The sequence below is a fragment of the Pseudomonas sp. NPDC089534 genome (genome assembly GCF_044749305.1).
Classification (GTDB): Bacteria; Pseudomonadota; Gammaproteobacteria; order Pseudomonadales; family Pseudomonadaceae; genus Aquipseudomonas; species Aquipseudomonas ekonensis.
Genome location: NZ_JBIVHR010000004.1, coordinates 1 through 15,943, shown reverse-complemented (window position 1 = coordinate 15,943; position 15,943 = coordinate 1). Strand labels below are relative to the sequence as shown.

Genomic DNA, 15,943 nt, shown 5'->3' with positions numbered 1-15,943 from the left:
TCCCGCTCCGGCAGGGCTGTGCGATAGGTCTGCGACCGCGTCGCTGTTATAGTTTTTGCTTCCGATCCGACGCGAGCCGCCCATGACCGCCACCTCCGCCCCGATCCTCATCACCGGCGCCGGCCAGCGTGTCGGCCTGCATTGCGCGAAGCGCCTGCTCGAAGACGGCCACCGCGTCCTGTTCACCTACCGCAGCGAACGCCCCGGCGTGCAGGCGCTGCGCGACCTGGGCGCCATCGGCCTGCAGGCGGACTTCTCCAGCGAAGCCTCCATCCTGGGCTTCATCGCCGACCTCAAGACCCGCACCGATAGCCTACGGGCCATCGTGCACAACGCCTCCGAATGGCTGGAGGAAAGCGATGCCAGCCAAGGCCAGGACTTCACCCGGATGTTCGGCGTGCACATGCTCGCGCCGTACCTGATCAACCTGCACTGCGCCGACCTGCTGCGGCGCTCCAGCCCGGCCGACATTGTCCACATCAGCGACGACGTGACCCGCAGGGGCAGCAGCAAACACATCGGCTACTGCGCCACCAAGGCCGGCCTCGACAGCCTGACCCTGTCCTTCGCCGCGCGCTATGCCCCGGCCATCAAGGTCAACGGCATCGCGCCGGCCCTGCTATTGTTCAACCCGGACGACGACGCGGCGTACCGCGCCAAGGCACTGGCCAAGTCCGCGCTGGGCATCGAGCCCGGCTGCGAGGTGGTCTACCAGAGCCTGCGCTATCTGTTCGACAACCCTTACGTCACCGGCACCACCCTGACCGTCAACGGCGGGCGGCACGTCAAATAAGCGCCTGCGCGAGGATCCACCATGACGCCTTCCCTGCCCGGCCATTACCGCGAAATCCTCGTCGGCATCGGCGAGGATCCCGACCGCGAGGGGCTGCTCGACACCCCCGAGCGCGCGGCCAAGGCCATGCAGTACCTGTGTCACGGCTACGGGCAAAGCGTCGAGGACATCGTCAACGGTGCGCTGTTCGACTCCGACACCGACGAAATGATCATCGTCGCCGACATCGAGCTGTACTCGCTGTGCGAGCATCACCTGTTGCCCTTCATCGGCAAGGCCCATGTGGCTTATATTCCGACAGGCAAGGTGCTGGGGCTGTCGAAGGTCGCGCGGCTGGTGAACATGTTCGCCCGCCGCCTGCAGATCCAGGAGAACCTCACCCGGCAGATCGCCGACGCCATCGAACAGGTCACCGCAGCCGCCGGCGTCGCGGTGGTCATCGAGGCCCGACACATGTGCATGATGATGCGCGGTGTCGAGAAACAGAATTCGACCATGAACACCTCGGTCATGCTCGGCGCCTTCCGCGACTCGAGCAACACCCGCCAGGAGTTCCTGCAATTGATTGGACGGAGCAGATAAATGCCACAACTTCAGCCGGGAACGGCGCGCATCCGGGTCAAGGATCTGCGCCTGCGCACTTTCATCGGGATCAACGAGGACGAGATCCTCAACAAGCAGGATGTGCTGATCAACCTGACCATCCTGTACGCCGCGCAGGAAGCGGTGCGCGACAACGACATCGATCACGCGCTCAACTACCGCACCATCACCAAGGCCATCATCGCCCACGTGGAAGGCAACCGCTTCGCCCTGCTCGAACGCCTGACCCAGGAGCTGCTCGACCTGGTGATGGCCAACAAGGCAGTGCAGTACGCCGAGGTCGAGGTCGACAAGCCCCATGCGCTGCGGTTCGCCGAGTCGGTGTCGATTACGCTCGCGGCAAGCCGCTAAGCTTCAAGCTTCAAGCTTCAAGCTTCAAGCTTCAAGCGGTAAGCTAAGGGCCCCCTACAATTCAGAATCCTGCAGCTTGGAGCTTGCCGCTCTCAGCTGTCTCGAAGAGACTTCCATGACCGAGCAACAACGCCTCGAACTCGAAGCCGCCGCCTTCCGCCGGCTGGTCGCCCATCTGGACAGCCGCAAGGACGTGCAGAACATCGACCTGATGAACCTCGCCGGGTTCTGCCGCAACTGCCTGTCCAAGTGGTACAAGGCCGCCGCCGACGAGCGTCAGATCGAGGTCAGCCTCGACGACGCCCGCGAAGTGGTTTACGGCATGCCTTACGCCGACTGGAAAGCCCAATACCAGCAAGAAGCCAACGCCGAACAACAGGCGGCGTTCGCCAAAGGAAAACCCAATGAGTGACCTGAACACCCTGCGCGCCAGCCTCAAGAGCGGCGAACACGCCTTCGCCGACACCCTGGCGTTCATCGCCGCCGGCTACGACTATCGCCAGCAGGCCTTCAACAACGGCGGCGTGGAAAACGCGGCCGGGCAGAATGAAGGCTCCTGCAAGACCCTCGGCCTGGCGCTGCTGGAAGGCTTGAGCGATGAAGAGGCGCTGCTGGCGTTCGGCGAGCATTACCGCTCGGTGGTCGCCACTCCGGACGGCAGCGACCACGGCAACATCCGTGCGCTGATCAAGCACGGCCTGGCCGGCGTGAAGTTCGAAGCCCAGCCCCTGACCCGCCGCTGAGTCCCGACACCGACGCTAATCCTGTGGGAGCCAGCCTGCTGGCGATGGCGTCGGTCAAGACGCCGCAGAGCAGGATCAAGGCAGCAGGATCCGCCACATTGGGATCGCGTCGCCCAAGCAATCGCGGGCACAAAAAAACCGGCCAAGGCCGGTTTTTTCGTTTCTGCGGTATTAGTGCGCTGCGTTCTGCAGACCGTCCAGGTAACGCTCGGTGTCCAGGGCCGCCATGCAGCCGGCGCCGGCCGAGGTGATGGCCTGGCGGTAAACGTGGTCGGCCACGTCGCCGGCGGCGAAGACGCCTTCGACGCTGGTCGCGGTGGCGTTGCCGTCACGGCCGCCCTGCACCACCAGGTAACCGTCCTTCAGCTCCAGCTGGCCTTCGAACAGCGAGGTGTTCGGGGTGTGGCCGATGGCGATGAACACGCCGTCGACCTTCACTTCGTCGAAGCTGCCGTCGTTGTTCTTCAGGCGGGCGCCGGTCACGCCCATGTTGTCGCCCAGCACTTCGTCCAGGGTCGCGTTCAGTTTCAGCTCGATCTTGCCTTCGGCGACACGGGCGTGCAGCTTGTCGATCAGGATCTTCTCGGCGCGGAAGGTCTCGCGGCGGTGGATCAGGGTGACCTTGCTGGCGATGTTGGCCAGGTACAGCGCCTCTTCGACGGCGGTGTTGCCGCCGCCGACCACGGCGACCGGCTTGTTGCGGTAGAAGAAACCGTCGCAGGTCGCGCAGGCGGAAACGCCTTTGCCCATGAAGGTCTCTTCCGACGGCAGGCCCAGGTAGCGGGCGCTGGCGCCGGTGGCGATGATCAGCGCGTCGCAGGTGTAGGTGCCGCTGTCGCCGGTCAGGCTGTAGGGCTTGGAAGCGAAGTCCACGGCGTTGATGTGGTCGAACACGATCTCGGTCTCGAAGCGTTCGGCGTGCTCGCGCATGCGCTCCATCAGCACGGGACCGGTCAGGCCGTGGACGTCGCCCGGCCAGTTGTCCACTTCGGTGGTGGTGGTCAGTTGACCGCCGGCCTGCATGCCGGTGATCAGCAGCGGCTTGAGGTTGGCGCGGGCCGCGTACACCGCAGCGCTGTAACCGGCAGGGCCGGAACCGAGGATGATCACTCGCGAATGACGGACTTCAGACATGGACCTGCTCCTGTTGACCGGCCAGAACCACTGGCGCGGACGCCGGACTGCCGGCGGGAATAAAAAAGGACTGTGGATAACCTTGGGGAAGGCATTGGCTCGACAGTCCTGCAAAAAGTTGGGTGCAGCGTATCGAGGGGGGCAAGATTAAGGAAATACGGTTTAACAATCCAGCTCATAGGTGGCCTCTATGCGGACACGCTGACGAGCCGGACGTCTTTGTTACAGTGAATGTCGATCCCGCCGCCGCGCTTTCGCCTGCTGGGCAAAGCCGGTAAGGTCGGCGCGTTTTCCCTTGCTCGGAGCCCGCTATGCCCGCCCCTGTCCTGTCCGGACCGCAATACCTGCGCGAAGGCCTGAAACTGGTCCTCAGCCCCGGCCTGCGCCTGTTCGTGCTGTTGCCGCTGGCGATCAACCTGGTGCTGTTCGTCGGATTGATCTACCTGGCCGGCCATCAGTTCAGCCTGTGGGTCGATGCCCTGATGCCGTCGCTGCCCGACTGGCTGGGCTTTCTCAGCTACATCCTGTGGCCCCTCTTCGTGGTGCTGGTGGCCTTGATGGTGTTCTTCACCTTCACGATGCTGGCCAACGTCATCGCGGCGCCGTTCAACGGCTTCCTGGCGGAAAAGGTCGAAGTGGTGGTGCGCGGCACCGACGACTTCCCGGCCTTCAGCTGGGGCGAGCTGATCGCCATGGTGCCGCGCACCCTGGCCCGCGAGATGCGCAAGCTCGGCTACTTCCTGCCCCGGGCGATCGGGCTGTTCATCCTTTCGTTCATCCCGGTGGTGAACATCGTCGCCGCGCCGCTGTGGCTGCTGTTCGGGGTGTGGATGATGGCGATCCAGTACATCGACTACCCGGCGGACAACCACAAGCTGGGCTGGAACGAGATGCTCGCCTGGCTGCGGCAGAAGCGCTGGCAGAGCATGAGCTTCGGCGGGGTCGTCTACCTGGCGCTGATGATCCCGCTGGTGAACATCCTGATGATGCCGGCGGCCGTGGCCGGCGCGACGTTGTTCTGGGTGCGCGAACGCGGCGCCGAGCGTCTGGCCGCAACCGCTTGACGCAGGCCTGGGCCGGTCACAAATCCATCATCCTGACGTCACACTGACGACATGGCCTCAGCCGACACTGAGGCCATGACGACAGCTCTGCGCATCACCCTGATCAGCGAAACCTACCCTCCCGAAATCAACGGAGTGGCCAATACCCTCGGTCGCCTGTGCGACGGCCTGCGCGCGCGCGGGCACCGGGTGGAACTGGTGCGTCCGCGCCAGGGCGGCGATCCCCAGCGCAACGAAGACGACGGGGTGCTGCTGTGCCGGGGCTGGCCGCTGCCGGGCTATCCCGGACTGCAATGGGGCCAGTCGTCGATGCACAAGCTGCTGCGCCGCTGGAAGCGTGAGCGGCCGGACGTGCTGTACATCGCCACCGAAGGCCCGCTGGGGCTGTCGGCGCTGCGTGCGGCGCGGCGCCTCGGGATCGCGGTGGTCAGCGGTTTCCACACCAATTTCCAGCAGTACACCCACCAGTACGGCCTGAGCCTGCTCGCACGCCTGCTCACCCATTACCTGCGCTGGTTTCACAATCGCTCCGCGCTCACCCTGGTGCCCAGCGTCAGTCAGCGCCTGGAGCTGGAGCGCCGGCATTTCGACCGGTTGGCCCTGCTGTCACGGGGTGTGGACAGCCAGTTGTTCCACCCGGCCAAACGCCTGGAAGCCTTGCGTGCACAGTGGGGCCTGGGCGAGCAGGACATCGCGGTGATCTATGTAGGTCGGCTGGCGGCGGAGAAAAACCTCGGTTTGCTTGGGCGCAGCTTCGAACGGCTGCGCAGCACTTATCCACAACGCCATGCGAAGCTGATCGTGGTCGGTGACGGACCGCTGCGCACCGCGCTGGAAAAGCAGCTGCCCGACGCGATCTTTTGCGGCCCGCAACGCGGCGAAGCGTTGGCGGCGCACTATGCGTCGGGAGACATTTTCCTGTTCCCCAGCCTCACCGAAACCTTCGGCAACGTGGTGCTCGAAGCCTTGGCCTCAGGCTTGGGCGTGGTGGCCTACGATCAGGCAGCGGCGGCGCAGCACATCCGCCATGGCTACAACGGCGTGCTGGCGATGCCGGGCGACGAGGAGGCGTTCTGCGAGGCGGCGGCATGGTTGCTGGAAGGGCAGGAAACCCTGCGCTCCGTGCGCCTGAATGCGCGCCAGCATGCCAGCCGTCAGGGCTGGGCGACGGTGATCGAACAGTTTGAGGGGCATCTGCGCGGAGCCTGCTCGGGAGAGCAGGCGCTGCCGAATGCGCAGACATTGCCTTGATCCTTCGGCGAACGGGCCGACCCCGTCGTCGGATCGCCGCCCGGAGCAAGCCCGCCCCCACATGGGTTTGACACCTGCGGGAGCCAGCCTGCCGGCGATGGCGCCAGTGAAGACGCCGCTTACACCAGCGTCATCAACGCCTCGCGGCTGAACGGCAGAATCTCCTGCTCGCGGCCTTCGCGGACTTTCTGCGCCCAATCCGGATCCACCAGCAGCGCACGGCCCACCGCCACCAGATCGAACTCGTCGTTGTTCAGGCGCTCCAGCAGTTTCTCCAGGCTGGCGGGCTGGGCGACCTTGTCGGTGTTGACCATGAACTGCAGGAACTCGCCATCGAGGCCGACGCTGCCGACGGTGATGGTCGGCTTGCCGGTCAACTGGCGGGTCCAGCCGGCCAGGTTGAGGTCGGAGCCTTCGAATTCCGGCTCCCAGAAACGGCGGGTCGAGCAGTGGAAAATGTCCACGCCGGCATCGGCCAGCGGCTTGAGGAATTCGCCCAGCGCCTCGGGGGTCTGCACCAGGCGCGCGGTGTAGTCCTGCTGCTTCCACTGGGAGAAACGGAAGATGATCGGAAAGCCTTCGCCGACCGCCGCACGCACGGCACGGATCAGCTCGATGGCGAACCGCGAACGGTTGGCCAGGTCGCCGCCGTACTCGTCGGTGCGCTGGTTGCTGCCCTCCCAGAAGAACTGGTCGATCAGGTAACCGTGGGCGCCATGGATCTCCACGCCGTCCATGCCGATGCTTTGCGCATCCTTGGCGGCCTGGGCGAAGGCGGCGATCACCTCCTGGATGTCCTGCTTGCTCATGCCGTGCACCACGACCTGGCCGTCCTTGAGCTTTTCCGACGGGCCATAGCCCGGCACGCTGGCGTCCGGCTCGGTGCCCAGGCGCCGCACGTTGCCGACGTGCCACAGTTGCGGAACGATCTTGCCGCCTTCGGCGTGCACCGCGTCCACGACCTTCTTCCAGCCGGCCAGCGCCGCTTCGCCGTAGAAGTGCGGCACGTTCGGATAGCCGTTGGACGCCTGGTGGCCCACGGTGGTGCCTTCGGTGATGATCAGGCCGACACCGGCCGCCGCACGGCGACGGTAGTACTCGATGACCTTGCTGTTCGGCACCCCGCCCGGAGAGAACGAGCGGGTCATGGGGGCCATGACCACGCGGGTCGGCAGTTCGAGGGCACCTAACTGGAACGGTTTGAACAGGGCTTGGACGGGCATCGGGAAGCTCCACGAAAACGTTGTCGACAGGCACGAGGCCATATGACGGCGATAATATGCGTGACGCCACCCACATGAAAGCATTATTGATCTGAATGATTTAGGGTCAAAAGGCAGGCAAAAAAAATCGCAGTCCGATGGCTGCGATTTTCGTGTTTCAGTTCAACGCCTTTTCGATCGCGGCGATCACGGTCGGATCGTCCGGCGCCGTGCGCGGCGAGAACCTGGCCAGCACGCGGCCGTCCTTGCCGAGCAGGAACTTTTCGAAGTTCCAGGTGATGTCACCGGGAAACTCGGCCCCCTCGCCCGCCAGCAGCCGGTAGAGCTGATGCCGTTCGTGGCCGTTGACCTCAAGCTTGCTCGACAACGGGAAACTGACCCCGTAGTTCAGGCGGCAGAACTCCTGGATCTCCTGTTCGGAGCCCGGTTCCTGACCGGCAAACTGGTTGCACGGCAGGCCCAGCACGCTGAAGCCCTTGCCCTTGTACTGCTGATAGAGGTTTTCCAGCGCTGCGTACTGTGGCGTCAAGCCGCATTTGGAGGCGACGTTGACCACCAGCACGACTTGGCCCTTGAAGGGCGCCAGCGGTAGCTCCTGGCCATTCAGGGCTGTCAACTTAAGGTCGTGAAAAGCACTCATGACGGACTCCAGATTCCCGTGTTCCCCTTGAAACAGCCGCTTGGCAGCGCGCCAAGGACAGCCGCAGACTAAAAAGGCGCCCTCAGGGCGCCTCTCCAGTACTCGAAAGCTTAGCGCAGAAAATCAGTGGTGATGGCCACCTTCGCCATGGACGTGGCCATGAGCGACTTCTTCCTGGCTGGCGTCGCGGATGGCAACGACCTTCACCTTGAAGTTCAGGCGCTGACCGGCCAGCGGGTGGTTGCCGTCGACGGTCACGTCGTCGCCGTCGATGTCACGGATGGTCACGATCTGCATCTGGCCGTCCGGCGCCGAAGCGTGGAACTGCATGCCGACTTCCAGCTTGTCGACGCCTTCGAACATGCTGGCGCTCAGGGTGCTGACCAGTTCGGCGGAGTATTCGCCGTAGGCGTCTTCCGGCTCGACGGAAACTTCCAGTTCGTTGCCGACCTCTTTGCCTTCCAGGGCTTTTTCCAGGCCCGGGATGATGTTGCCTGCGCCATGCAGGTAAACCAGCGGTGCGCCGCCGGCGGAGCTGTCGATGACCTCACCAGCGTCGTTGGTCAGGGTATAGTCGATGGAGACAGCCTTGTTGGCGGCGATCGTCATGAAGTGAGACCTTTTGCATAAGAATGAAGAACGGACAAGTCTAAACAAGGATTTGCCCGAAAGCGAACACAACCCGGACAGACGGGAACAACCGGCCCTGGCGACGGTCACCGGCTTCCATCGGGACGAGGACGGCCACTGGGTCGTCGAGCTGTCCTGCGGCCACACCCAGCACCTGCGCCACCAACCGCCCTGGCAGTCGCGGGCGTGGGTGCTGGATCCGGCGCAACGCCTTGAAAAAATAGGCCGGCCCTTTGCGTGCGGTTGGTGCGCACAGGGCTCGGTTAGCGATAACCTTGACGACTGAATTCAGGCAGATCGCCCAAAGCAGGCGATCGCCATTGCCATGCACCCTTAGAGAATCCGCATGCAAACTTTTTTTATCGCGCCCACCGATTTCGGTGTGGGTCTGACCTCCATCAGCCTCGGGCTGGTGCGCACGCTGGAACGGGCCGGCCTGAAGGTCGGCTTCTTCAAACCGATCGCCCAGCCGCATCCGGGCGACACCGGCCCTGAGCGCTCGACGGAGCTGGTGGCCCGCACCCACGGCCTGAAACCGCCGCAGCCGCTGGGCCTGGCCCATGTCGAGCGGATGCTGGGCGACGGCCAGCTCGACGAACTGCTCGAAGAGATCATCACCCTTTATCAGCAGGCCGCCGTCGGCAAGGACGTGCTGGTCGTCGAAGGCATGGTGCCGACCCGCAGCGCCAGCTACGCCGCCCGGGTCAACCTGCACCTGGCCAAGAGCCTGGACGCCGAGGTGATCCTGGTCTCGGCGCCGGAAAACGAAGTGCTGACCGAGCTGTCCGGCCGGGTGGAACTGCAGGCGCAGCTGTTCGGCGGGCCGAAGGATCCGAAGGTCCTCGGCGTGATCCTCAACAAGGTCAAGACCGACGAAAGCATGGACGCCTTCGCCGCACGCCTGAAGGAACATTCGCCGTTGCTGCGCAGCGGCGACTTCCGCCTGCTGGGCTGCATTCCGTTCCAGCCGGAGCTCAACGCCCCGCGCACCCGCGACGTCGCCGACCTGATGGGCGCCCAGGTGCTCAACGCCGGCGACTACGAAACCCGGCGCATGACCAAGACCATCATCTGCGCGCGCACCATGCGCAACACCGTGGACCTGCTCAAGCCCGGCGTGCTGGTGGTGACCCCCGGCGACCGCGACGACATCATCCTCGCCGTCAGCCTCGCGGCCATCAACGGCGTGCCCCTGGCCGGCCTGCTGCTGACCAGCGACACCCTGCCCGACCCGCGCATCATGGAGCTGTGCCGCGGCGCCTTGCAGGCCGGCCTGCCGGTGCTGTCGGTGAGCACCGGCTCCTACGACACCGCCAACCTGCTCAACGGCCTGAACAAGGAAATCCCCGTCGACGACCGCGAGCGCGCCGAGATCATCACCGACTTCGTCGCCAGCCACCTCGACGCCAACTGGCTGCACCAGCGCTGCGGCACGCCGCGGGAAATGCGCCTGTCGCCGGCGGTGTTCCGTTACCAGCTGATCCAGCGGGCCCAGGTGGCCAACAAGCGCATCGTCCTGCCCGAAGGCAGCGAGCCGCTCACCGTGCAGGCCGCCGCGATCTGCCAGGAGCGCGGCATCGCCCGTTGCGTCCTGCTGGCCAAGCCCGCCGACGTCGAGGCCGTGGCCCGCGCCCAGGGCATCGAACTGCCGCCGGGCCTGGAAGTCCTCGACCCGGACCTGATCCGCGAACGCTACGTCGAACCGATGGTGGCCCTGCGCAAGAGCAAAAGCCTCAATGCGCCGATGGCCGAGCAGCAACTGGAAGACACCGTGGTCATCGGCACCATGATGCTGGCGCTGGACGAGGTCGACGGCCTGGTGTCGGGCGTCATCAACACCACCGCCAACACCATCCGCCCGGCCCTGCAACTGATCAAGACCGCGCCGGGCTGCACCCTGGTGTCGTCGGTGTTCTTCATGCTGTTCCCCGAAGAGGTGCTGGTGTACGGCGACTGCGTGATGAACCCGCACCCGAGCGCGGCGGAGCTGGCGGAGATCGCCCTGCAGAGCGCCGACTCGGCGGCGGCCTTCGGCATCACGCCGCGGGTGGCGATGATCAGCTACTCCAGCGGCGAGTCGGCCAGCGGCGAGGAAGTCGAAAAGGTGCGCGAAGCCACCCTGCTCGCCCACGAGCAGCAGCGCGCCCTGCTGATCGACGGCCCGTTGCAGTACGACGCCGCCGCCAACGAGGCCGTGGCCCGGCAACTGGCCCCGAACAGCCAGGTGGCCGGCCGCGCCACGGTGTTCGTGTTCCCCGACCTGAACACCGGCAACACCACCCACAAGGCCGTGCAGCGCAGCGCCGACTGCGTCAGCCTCGGCCCGATGCTGCAAGGCCTGCGCAAACCGGTCAACGACCTGCCGCGCGGCGCCCAGGTCGACGACATCGTCTACACGATTGCCCTGACCGCGATCCAAGCCGCCAACCGACCCCTGGATATCTGACCCGATGCTGGCTTTTCTACCCGCCCCCTTGCGCGGCGTCATCGCCGCGCTGCTGTTGGCGCTGAACACGATTCTCCTGTGCTCGTTCCTGTTTGTGGTGGCGCTGTTCAAGGTGCTGCCGTTCGCCTTCACCCAACGCCTGACCCGCTGGCTCATGAGCCACACCCACGAAGCCTGGATCAGCCTCAACAAGGGCTGGATGAACCTGGTCTGCCGCACCCGCTGGCACGTCAGCGGCCTGCAGGGCCTCGACTACCGGCACTCGTACCTGATCACCAGCAACCACCAGAGCTGGGTCGACATCCTGGCGCTGCAGTACGTGTTCAACCGGCGCATCCAGCCGCTGAAGTTCTTTCTCAAGCAGGAGCTGATCTGGGTGCCGGTGATCGGCCTGGCCTGGTGGACGCTGGGCTTTCCGTTCATGAAGCGCTATTCCAAGGCCTACCTGGAAAAGCATCCGGAGAAGAAAGGCAAGGATCTGGAAACCACCCGCAAGACCTGCGCGAAATTCCGCGACAACCCGGTGGGCATCTTCAACTTCGTCGAAGGCACGCGCTTCACCGCAGCCAAGCATGCCCAGCAGCAGTCGCCGTTCAGGCACCTGCTCAAGCCCAAGGCCGGCGGCATCGCGTTCGTGCTGGATGCGATGGGGGAACAGCTGGAGTCGATCGTCAACGTGACCCTCCACTATCCGGGCGGACGCCCCGGCTTCGGCGACCTGCTCTGCGGCCGCGTGAAGGAGGTGGTGATGCATGTCGAGGAACTGAAGGTGCCGCCGCAGTTCGTCGGCCGCAACTACGACCAGGACGGCGAGTACCGCCTGCAGTTCCAGGGCTGGATCAATCAGATGTGGCTGGACAAGGATGCGCTGCTGGAACAGATGAACCGCGAGTTTCCTGAGCGCCGCTGATCTCTGTTGCGTTGATCCCGCTCCTGCGGCGCCTTGGCCGGCACCATCGCCAGCAGGCTGGCTCCCACAGGGGATTCGGTTGAATGCAGAGCCTGCGGCCGACGCAATTCAATGTGGGAGCCAGCCTGCTGGCGATGACGTCAGCCCAAGCCCCGCAGGATCTTGAGATCAGGACAGCCCAAACAAAAAGCCCGCCGATGATCGCTCATCGGCGGGCTTTGCGTTTCAGGCCGAGGCTCAGATCGCGCCGCGGTTGCGCAGCAGGTCCAGCACCAGCTTCACGCCCTCTTCCAGCGACACGGACTGGGTATCGACCACCAGGTCGGCATCCAGCGGCACGTCATACGGGAAGGACTCGCCCGGAATGTTGTCGCCGGCCGCCGCGTACAGACCTTGCGGATCACGCTCGGCGCAGACGGCCGGCGATGCCTGGACGTAGACCGTCAACAGACGCTCCTTGCCGATCAGGTCCTTCGCCTGCTCGCGCCCTTCGGCGCTCGGCGCGACGAACGCGGCCAGGGTCAGCAGGCCGGCTTCGTTGAACTGACGCGCCACATGGGCGGCACGGCGCCAGTTCTCGGTACGGCCGGCACGGTCCTGCGGCAGGCCCTTGTTCAGGTCATGGCGCAGGTTCTGGCCATCCAGCACGAACACCGCACGGCCCATGTCGAACAGCTTGCGCTCGACCGCATAGGCCAAGGTGCTCTTGCCCGCGCCGGACAGGCCGCTGAACAGCACGGTGGCCGGTTGCTGGCCGAAGCGCTGGGCGCGCTCTTCGGTCGCGACATGGGCCAGCTTGCCGTGGTGCGTGGCGGTGCCGTGGGTCACCGGCTGGGCGACGATCATGCCGGCGCCGACGGTGCCGTTGGTCAAGCGGTCGATGACGATGAACGCGCCGGTGGTGCGGTTGCTGTCGTAACCGTCCAGGGCGATCGGCGCATCGAGGGCGATCTTCACCTTGCCGATCTCATTGAGCTGCAGCGCGCTCGCCGAACCTTCCTCCAGCGTGTTCACGTCCACCTTGTGGACAATGCTGGCGATCGAGCCCGGCACGTAGCTGGTGGCGCGCTTGATGTCGTACTTCTTGCCCGGCAGCATCGGCTCTTCGGCCATCCACACCAGCATCGCCTCGAAGCTGTCGGTGACCGGCGGCACGTTGTCGGCATGCACCAGCAGGTCGCCGCGGGAGATGTCGATCTCGTCTTCCATGGTCAACGTCACGGCCTGGCCGGGGCCTGCATGCTCCAGCTCGCCCTCGAAGGTGACGATGGATTTGACGCGGCTGCTCTTGCCCGACGGCAGCACCACGACCTCGTCGCCCTTCTTGACGATGCCGCTGGCCAGGGTGCCGGCGAAACCGCGGAAGTTCAGGTTCGGACGGTTGACGTACTGCACCGGGAAACGCAGGTCGGTGAAGTTGCGGTCGCCCGCCACTTCCACGGTCTCGAGGATTTCCATCAGCGACTGGCCGGTGTACCACGGCGAACGCTCGGACTTGTTCACCACGTTGTCGCCCTTGAGCGCGGACATCGGCACGAAGTGCATGCTCGACGGCTTCATCTTCAGGCCTTCGGCGAACTGCAGGTAGTCGGCCTTGATCGACTCGAACACGCCCTGGTCGAAGTCTTTCAGGTCCATCTTGTTGACGGCGACGACGATGTGCTTGATGCCCAACAGGTTCGCGATGAAGCTGTGGCGGCGGGTCTGGGTCTGCACGCCGTAGCGGGCGTCGACCAGGATGATCGCCAGGTCGCAGGTGGACGCGCCGGTGGCCATGTTGCGGGTGTACTGCTCGTGGCCCGGGGTGTCGGCGATGATGAACTTGCGCTTGGCGGTGGAGAAGTAGCGGTAGGCGACATCGATGGTGATGCCCTGCTCGCGCTCGGCCTGCAGGCCGTCGACCAGCAACGCCAGGTCGATGTCGTCACCGGTGGTGCCGACCTTCTTCGAGTCGCGGGTGATCGCTTCCAGGTGATCTTCGTAGATCATCTTGGAGTCGTGCAGCAGGCGCCCGATCAGGGTGCTCTTGCCGTCATCGACGTTGCCGCAGGTCAGAAAGCGCAGCAGCTCTTTGCGTTCGTGCTGGCCCAGGTAGGCGAGGATGTCCTCGCTGATCAAATCGGATTGGTGCGACATGGTTCGACCCTAATTAGAAATAGCCCTGACGTTTCTTGTCTTCCATCGAGCCTGCGCCATCGTGGTCGATGACCCGGCCCTGGCGCTCGGAAGTCCGCGTCAGCAGCATTTCCTGAATGATGTCCGTCAGGCTTTCGGCCTCGGACTCCACCGCGCCCGTCAACGGGTAGCAGCCAAGGGTACGGAAACGCACTTTCTTCTTGACGATGCGTGCCTTCTCTTCGTCGCTCAGGTGTTCGAGGATACGGTCGTCGTCGATCATGATCAGCGTGCCGTTCTTCTCGATCACTTCGCGCTCGGCGGCGAAATACAGCGGCACGATCGGGATGCCTTCGAGGTAGATGTACTGCCAGATGTCCAGCTCGGTCCAGTTCGACAGCGGGAACACGCGGATCGACTCGCCCTTGTTGACCTTGCCGTTGTAGACGTTCCACAGCTCCGGGCGCTGGTTCTTCGGGTCCCAGCGGTGCTTGCTGTCGCGGAACGAGTACACGCGCTCCTTGGCGCGGGATTTCTCTTCATCGCGGCGGGCGCCGCCGAAGGCCGCGTCGAAGCCGTGCTTGTCCAGCGCCTGCTTGAGGCCCTGGGTCTTCATGATGTCGGTGTGCTTGGCGCTGCCGTGGGTGAACGGGTTGATGCCCTGCGCCACGCCTTCCGGGTTGACGTGGGTGATCAGGTCCAGGCCCATTTCCTCGACCATGCGGTCGCGGAACTTGTACATCTCCTGGAATTTCCACTGGGTGTCGACGTGCATCACCGGAAACGGCAGCTTGCCAGGGAAGAACGCCTTGCGTGCCAGGTGCAGCATCACGGCGGAATCTTTGCCGATGGAGTACAGCATCACCGGATTGTCGAACTCGGCGGCCACCTCGCGGATGATGTGGATGCTTTCCGCCTCCAGCTGTTTCAGATGCGTCAGTTTGTCGACCATGGCTACTCACGAAAGCTTTCTTATGAACGGCCAGCGGGCCGTGTTCGAGGGCCGAATCCTAGCACAGCGCCCTGCTTCTAATCAGGACGCCTACTAGATCGAAAGGGCATATGAATATGCCCGTCGGTTCGGCCTGAGCGGTGCCTTCAACGACGCTATCGCCAGCAGGCTGGCTCCCACAGGTTCCGTGCAGTGCATGACATTGCGGGAGCCTGCCACCGTTGCGTCAGGCAGCCCGCTCCCTCAGCAAGCCCCGCCGGTTTCAGATGGGGTTCGGGCAATCGATGAAGATGTGCTCCAGGGCGAACCGCTTGGCCAGGTACTCGCCCAGCGCCTGCACGCCGTAGCGCTCGGTGGCGTGGTGGCCGGCGGCGATGAAGCTGATGCCGTTCTCCCGGGCGCTGTGGAAGGTCTGCTCCGAGGCTTCGCCGCTGAGGAACAGGTCGACACCGGCGGCGATCGCCTGGTCGATGTAGCCCTGGCCGCCGCCGGTGCACCAGCCGACCCGACGGATCATCGCGCTGCCTTCGACCAGCAGCGGCTCGCGGCCCATGGCCTCCTGCACCCGCCGGGCGAAGTCCCTTGGCGTCACAGCCTCGTTGAGCGAGCCGACCAGGCCGACGACCTTCAGGTTGTCCGGATCCAGCGGCCCCTCGACGGTGATGTCCAGCTGACGGGCCAACTGCACGTTGTTGCCGACGTCCGGATGCAGGTCCAGCGGCAGGTGGTAGGCCAAAAGGCTGATGTCGTGCTTGAGCAAAGTCTTGAGTCGGCGCTGCTTCATGCCGGTGACGCAGGGGTTCTCGCCCTTCCAGAAGTAGCCGTGGTGCACCAGCACAAGGTCCGCCTCGGCTTCGACGGCGGCGTCGAGCAGCGCCTGGCTGGCGGTGACGCCGCTGACGATGCGCATCACCTGCGGCCGGCCCTCGACCTGCAGGCCGTTGGGGCAGTAGTCGGCGATTTTCGAACTGGCGAGGTAACGGTCGGCTTCCTCGACCAGGGTGCTCAGGGCGACGGCCATGAAAGACTCCTAAATATCCCGTTCAGAGGAGCTCGCGGCCACGTATAATGCGCGACATTATGTGAGG

At 64.6% G+C, this 15,943-nt stretch carries 17 protein-coding genes; 10 read left to right on the top strand and 7 right to left on the bottom strand.

All coding sequences use genetic code 11. The features are described from left to right. Positions 1-82 precede the first annotated feature (82 nt). The 5 genes from folM to ACIP0B_RS01960 all read left to right on the top strand — a co-directional run bounded on the left by folM (position 83) and on the right by ACIP0B_RS01960 (position 2,490). Positions 83-793 carry a dihydromonapterin reductase gene (gene folM / locus ACIP0B_RS01980; protein WP_400829390.1) on the top strand — a complete coding sequence of 237 codons (711 nt, stop codon included), beginning with the start codon at positions 83-85 and terminating at the stop codon, positions 791-793. Positions 794-814: 21 nt separating this feature from the next. Next, on the top strand, positions 815-1,375 hold the full coding sequence (folE, locus tag ACIP0B_RS01975) for a GTP cyclohydrolase I FolE (RefSeq protein WP_400829388.1): 561 nt from the start codon (positions 815-817) through the stop codon (positions 1,373-1,375). Further along, complete coding sequence (folX, locus tag ACIP0B_RS01970; protein ID WP_400829386.1) at positions 1,376-1,747, top strand: dihydroneopterin triphosphate 2'-epimerase; 372 nt, start codon at positions 1,376-1,378, stop codon at positions 1,745-1,747. It abuts the gene before it with no gap. A gap of 115 nt (positions 1,748-1,862) precedes the next feature. Continuing rightward, entirely contained in the window at positions 1,863-2,159 is a 297-nt protein-coding gene (locus ACIP0B_RS01965) for a DUF1244 domain-containing protein (protein ID WP_400829384.1), read from the top strand. Continuing rightward, a complete protein-coding gene (locus tag ACIP0B_RS01960) occupies positions 2,152-2,490 on the top strand; it encodes a HopJ type III effector protein (protein WP_400829382.1) in 339 nt (112 codons plus the stop codon). Before ACIP0B_RS01965 ends, ACIP0B_RS01960 begins: the two co-directional genes overlap by 8 nt. 171 nt (positions 2,491-2,661) lie before the next feature. Here the strand turns inward: ACIP0B_RS01960 and trxB are convergent, their stop codons facing one another. Next, positions 2,662-3,624 (bottom strand): thioredoxin-disulfide reductase, encoded by a 963-nt coding sequence (trxB, locus tag ACIP0B_RS01955; protein WP_400829380.1) that lies wholly within the window; start codon positions 3,622-3,624, stop codon positions 2,662-2,664. Between the two features lie 311 nt (positions 3,625-3,935). On the opposite strand from trxB, the gene cysZ reads away from it, so the two are divergent. Together cysZ and ACIP0B_RS01945 are read left to right on the top strand one after the other, a co-directional pair. Beyond that, positions 3,936-4,688, top strand: a complete 753-nt coding sequence (gene cysZ, locus ACIP0B_RS01950; RefSeq protein WP_400829378.1) for a sulfate transporter CysZ — start codon at positions 3,936-3,938, stop codon at positions 4,686-4,688. A 51-nt stretch (positions 4,689-4,739) separates the two neighbouring features. Then, a complete protein-coding gene (locus ACIP0B_RS01945; protein WP_400829376.1) occupies positions 4,740-5,939 on the top strand; it encodes a glycosyltransferase family 4 protein in 1,200 nt (399 codons plus the stop codon). Between the two features lie 119 nt (positions 5,940-6,058). On the opposite strand, the gene ACIP0B_RS01940 is transcribed toward ACIP0B_RS01945, so the two are convergent. The 3 genes from ACIP0B_RS01940 to ACIP0B_RS01930 all read right to left on the bottom strand — a co-directional run bounded on the left by ACIP0B_RS01940 (position 6,059) and on the right by ACIP0B_RS01930 (position 8,411). Continuing rightward, positions 6,059-7,162, bottom strand: coding sequence for an NADH:flavin oxidoreductase (locus tag ACIP0B_RS01940; RefSeq protein WP_400829374.1), 1,104 nt, complete (start codon positions 7,160-7,162; stop codon positions 6,059-6,061). A gap of 157 nt (positions 7,163-7,319) precedes the next feature. Beyond that, the gene (locus ACIP0B_RS01935) at positions 7,320-7,802 is read right to left on the bottom strand and encodes a glutathione peroxidase (protein WP_400829372.1); all 483 of its coding nucleotides are present in this window, start codon (positions 7,800-7,802) and stop codon (positions 7,320-7,322) included. A 123-nt stretch (positions 7,803-7,925) separates the two neighbouring features. After that, positions 7,926-8,411: a peptidylprolyl isomerase gene (locus tag ACIP0B_RS01930; protein WP_400829370.1), complete on the bottom strand. Its 486-nt coding sequence runs from the start codon at positions 8,409-8,411 to the stop codon at positions 7,926-7,928. Positions 8,412-8,424: 13 nt separating this feature from the next. Here ACIP0B_RS01930 and ACIP0B_RS01925 point away from each other — a divergent pair, with 13 nt between their 5' ends. The 3 genes from ACIP0B_RS01925 to ACIP0B_RS01915 are packed head-to-tail and all read left to right on the top strand — an operon-like array spanning position 8,425 to position 11,788. Further along, positions 8,425-8,718 carry a DUF3565 domain-containing protein gene (locus ACIP0B_RS01925; protein ID WP_400829368.1) on the top strand — a complete coding sequence of 98 codons (294 nt, stop codon included), beginning with the start codon at positions 8,425-8,427 and terminating at the stop codon, positions 8,716-8,718. A gap of 60 nt (positions 8,719-8,778) precedes the next feature. Continuing rightward, on the top strand, positions 8,779-10,878 hold the full coding sequence (gene pta / locus ACIP0B_RS01920) for a phosphate acetyltransferase (RefSeq protein WP_400829366.1): 2,100 nt from the start codon (positions 8,779-8,781) through the stop codon (positions 10,876-10,878). 4 nt (positions 10,879-10,882) lie between these two features. Beyond that, entirely contained in the window at positions 10,883-11,788 is a 906-nt protein-coding gene (locus tag ACIP0B_RS01915; RefSeq protein ID WP_400829364.1) for an acyltransferase, read from the top strand. 237 nt (positions 11,789-12,025) lie between these two features. Here the strand turns inward: ACIP0B_RS01915 and cysN are convergent, their stop codons facing one another. The 3 genes from cysN to ACIP0B_RS01900 all read right to left on the bottom strand — a co-directional run bounded on the left by cysN (position 12,026) and on the right by ACIP0B_RS01900 (position 15,876). Continuing rightward, positions 12,026-13,924 carry a sulfate adenylyltransferase subunit CysN gene (cysN, locus tag ACIP0B_RS01910; protein ID WP_400829362.1) on the bottom strand — a complete coding sequence of 633 codons (1,899 nt, stop codon included), beginning with the start codon at positions 13,922-13,924 and terminating at the stop codon, positions 12,026-12,028. Positions 13,925-13,937: 13 nt separating this feature from the next. Further along, positions 13,938-14,855 (bottom strand): sulfate adenylyltransferase subunit CysD, encoded by a 918-nt coding sequence (gene cysD, locus ACIP0B_RS01905; protein WP_400829360.1) that lies wholly within the window; start codon positions 14,853-14,855, stop codon positions 13,938-13,940. A 262-nt stretch (positions 14,856-15,117) separates the two neighbouring features. Further along, positions 15,118-15,876 (bottom strand): Nif3-like dinuclear metal center hexameric protein, encoded by a 759-nt coding sequence (locus tag ACIP0B_RS01900; RefSeq protein ID WP_400829358.1) that lies wholly within the window; start codon positions 15,874-15,876, stop codon positions 15,118-15,120. Between the last annotated feature and the right edge of the window lie 67 nt (positions 15,877-15,943).

What these genes read in the sequence shown, in the direction of transcription:
- ACIP0B_RS01935 (WP_400829372.1), bottom strand. Translation starts at nt 7,802, where the DNA reads ATGAGTGCTTTTCACGACCTTAAGTTGACAGCCCTGAATGGCCAGGAG.
- ACIP0B_RS01960 (WP_400829382.1), top strand. Translation starts at nt 2,152, where the DNA reads ATGAGTGACCTGAACACCCTGCGCGCCAGCCTCAAGAGCGGCGAACAC.
- ACIP0B_RS01965 (WP_400829384.1), top strand. Translation starts at nt 1,863, where the DNA reads ATGACCGAGCAACAACGCCTCGAACTCGAAGCCGCCGCCTTCCGCCGG.
- trxB (WP_400829380.1), bottom strand. Translation starts at nt 3,624, where the DNA reads ATGTCTGAAGTCCGTCATTCGCGAGTGATCATCCTCGGTTCCGGCCCT.
- ACIP0B_RS01945 (WP_400829376.1), top strand. Translation starts at nt 4,740, where the DNA reads ATGGCCTCAGCCGACACTGAGGCCATGACGACAGCTCTGCGCATCACC.
- pta (WP_400829366.1), top strand. Translation starts at nt 8,779, where the DNA reads ATGCAAACTTTTTTTATCGCGCCCACCGATTTCGGTGTGGGTCTGACC.
- cysN (WP_400829362.1), bottom strand. Translation starts at nt 13,924, where the DNA reads ATGTCGCACCAATCCGATTTGATCAGCGAGGACATCCTCGCCTACCTG.
- ACIP0B_RS01900 (WP_400829358.1), bottom strand. Translation starts at nt 15,876, where the DNA reads ATGGCCGTCGCCCTGAGCACCCTGGTCGAGGAAGCCGACCGTTACCTC.
- ACIP0B_RS01940 (WP_400829374.1), bottom strand. Translation starts at nt 7,162, where the DNA reads ATGCCCGTCCAAGCCCTGTTCAAACCGTTCCAGTTAGGTGCCCTCGAA.
- ACIP0B_RS01930 (WP_400829370.1), bottom strand. Translation starts at nt 8,411, where the DNA reads ATGACGATCGCCGCCAACAAGGCTGTCTCCATCGACTATACCCTGACC.
- cysD (WP_400829360.1), bottom strand. Translation starts at nt 14,855, where the DNA reads ATGGTCGACAAACTGACGCATCTGAAACAGCTGGAGGCGGAAAGCATC.
- cysZ (WP_400829378.1), top strand. Translation starts at nt 3,936, where the DNA reads ATGCCCGCCCCTGTCCTGTCCGGACCGCAATACCTGCGCGAAGGCCTG.
- ACIP0B_RS01915 (WP_400829364.1), top strand. Translation starts at nt 10,883, where the DNA reads ATGCTGGCTTTTCTACCCGCCCCCTTGCGCGGCGTCATCGCCGCGCTG.
- folM (WP_400829390.1), top strand. Translation starts at nt 83, where the DNA reads ATGACCGCCACCTCCGCCCCGATCCTCATCACCGGCGCCGGCCAGCGT.
- folE (WP_400829388.1), top strand. Translation starts at nt 815, where the DNA reads ATGACGCCTTCCCTGCCCGGCCATTACCGCGAAATCCTCGTCGGCATC.
- folX (WP_400829386.1), top strand. Translation starts at nt 1,376, where the DNA reads ATGCCACAACTTCAGCCGGGAACGGCGCGCATCCGGGTCAAGGATCTG.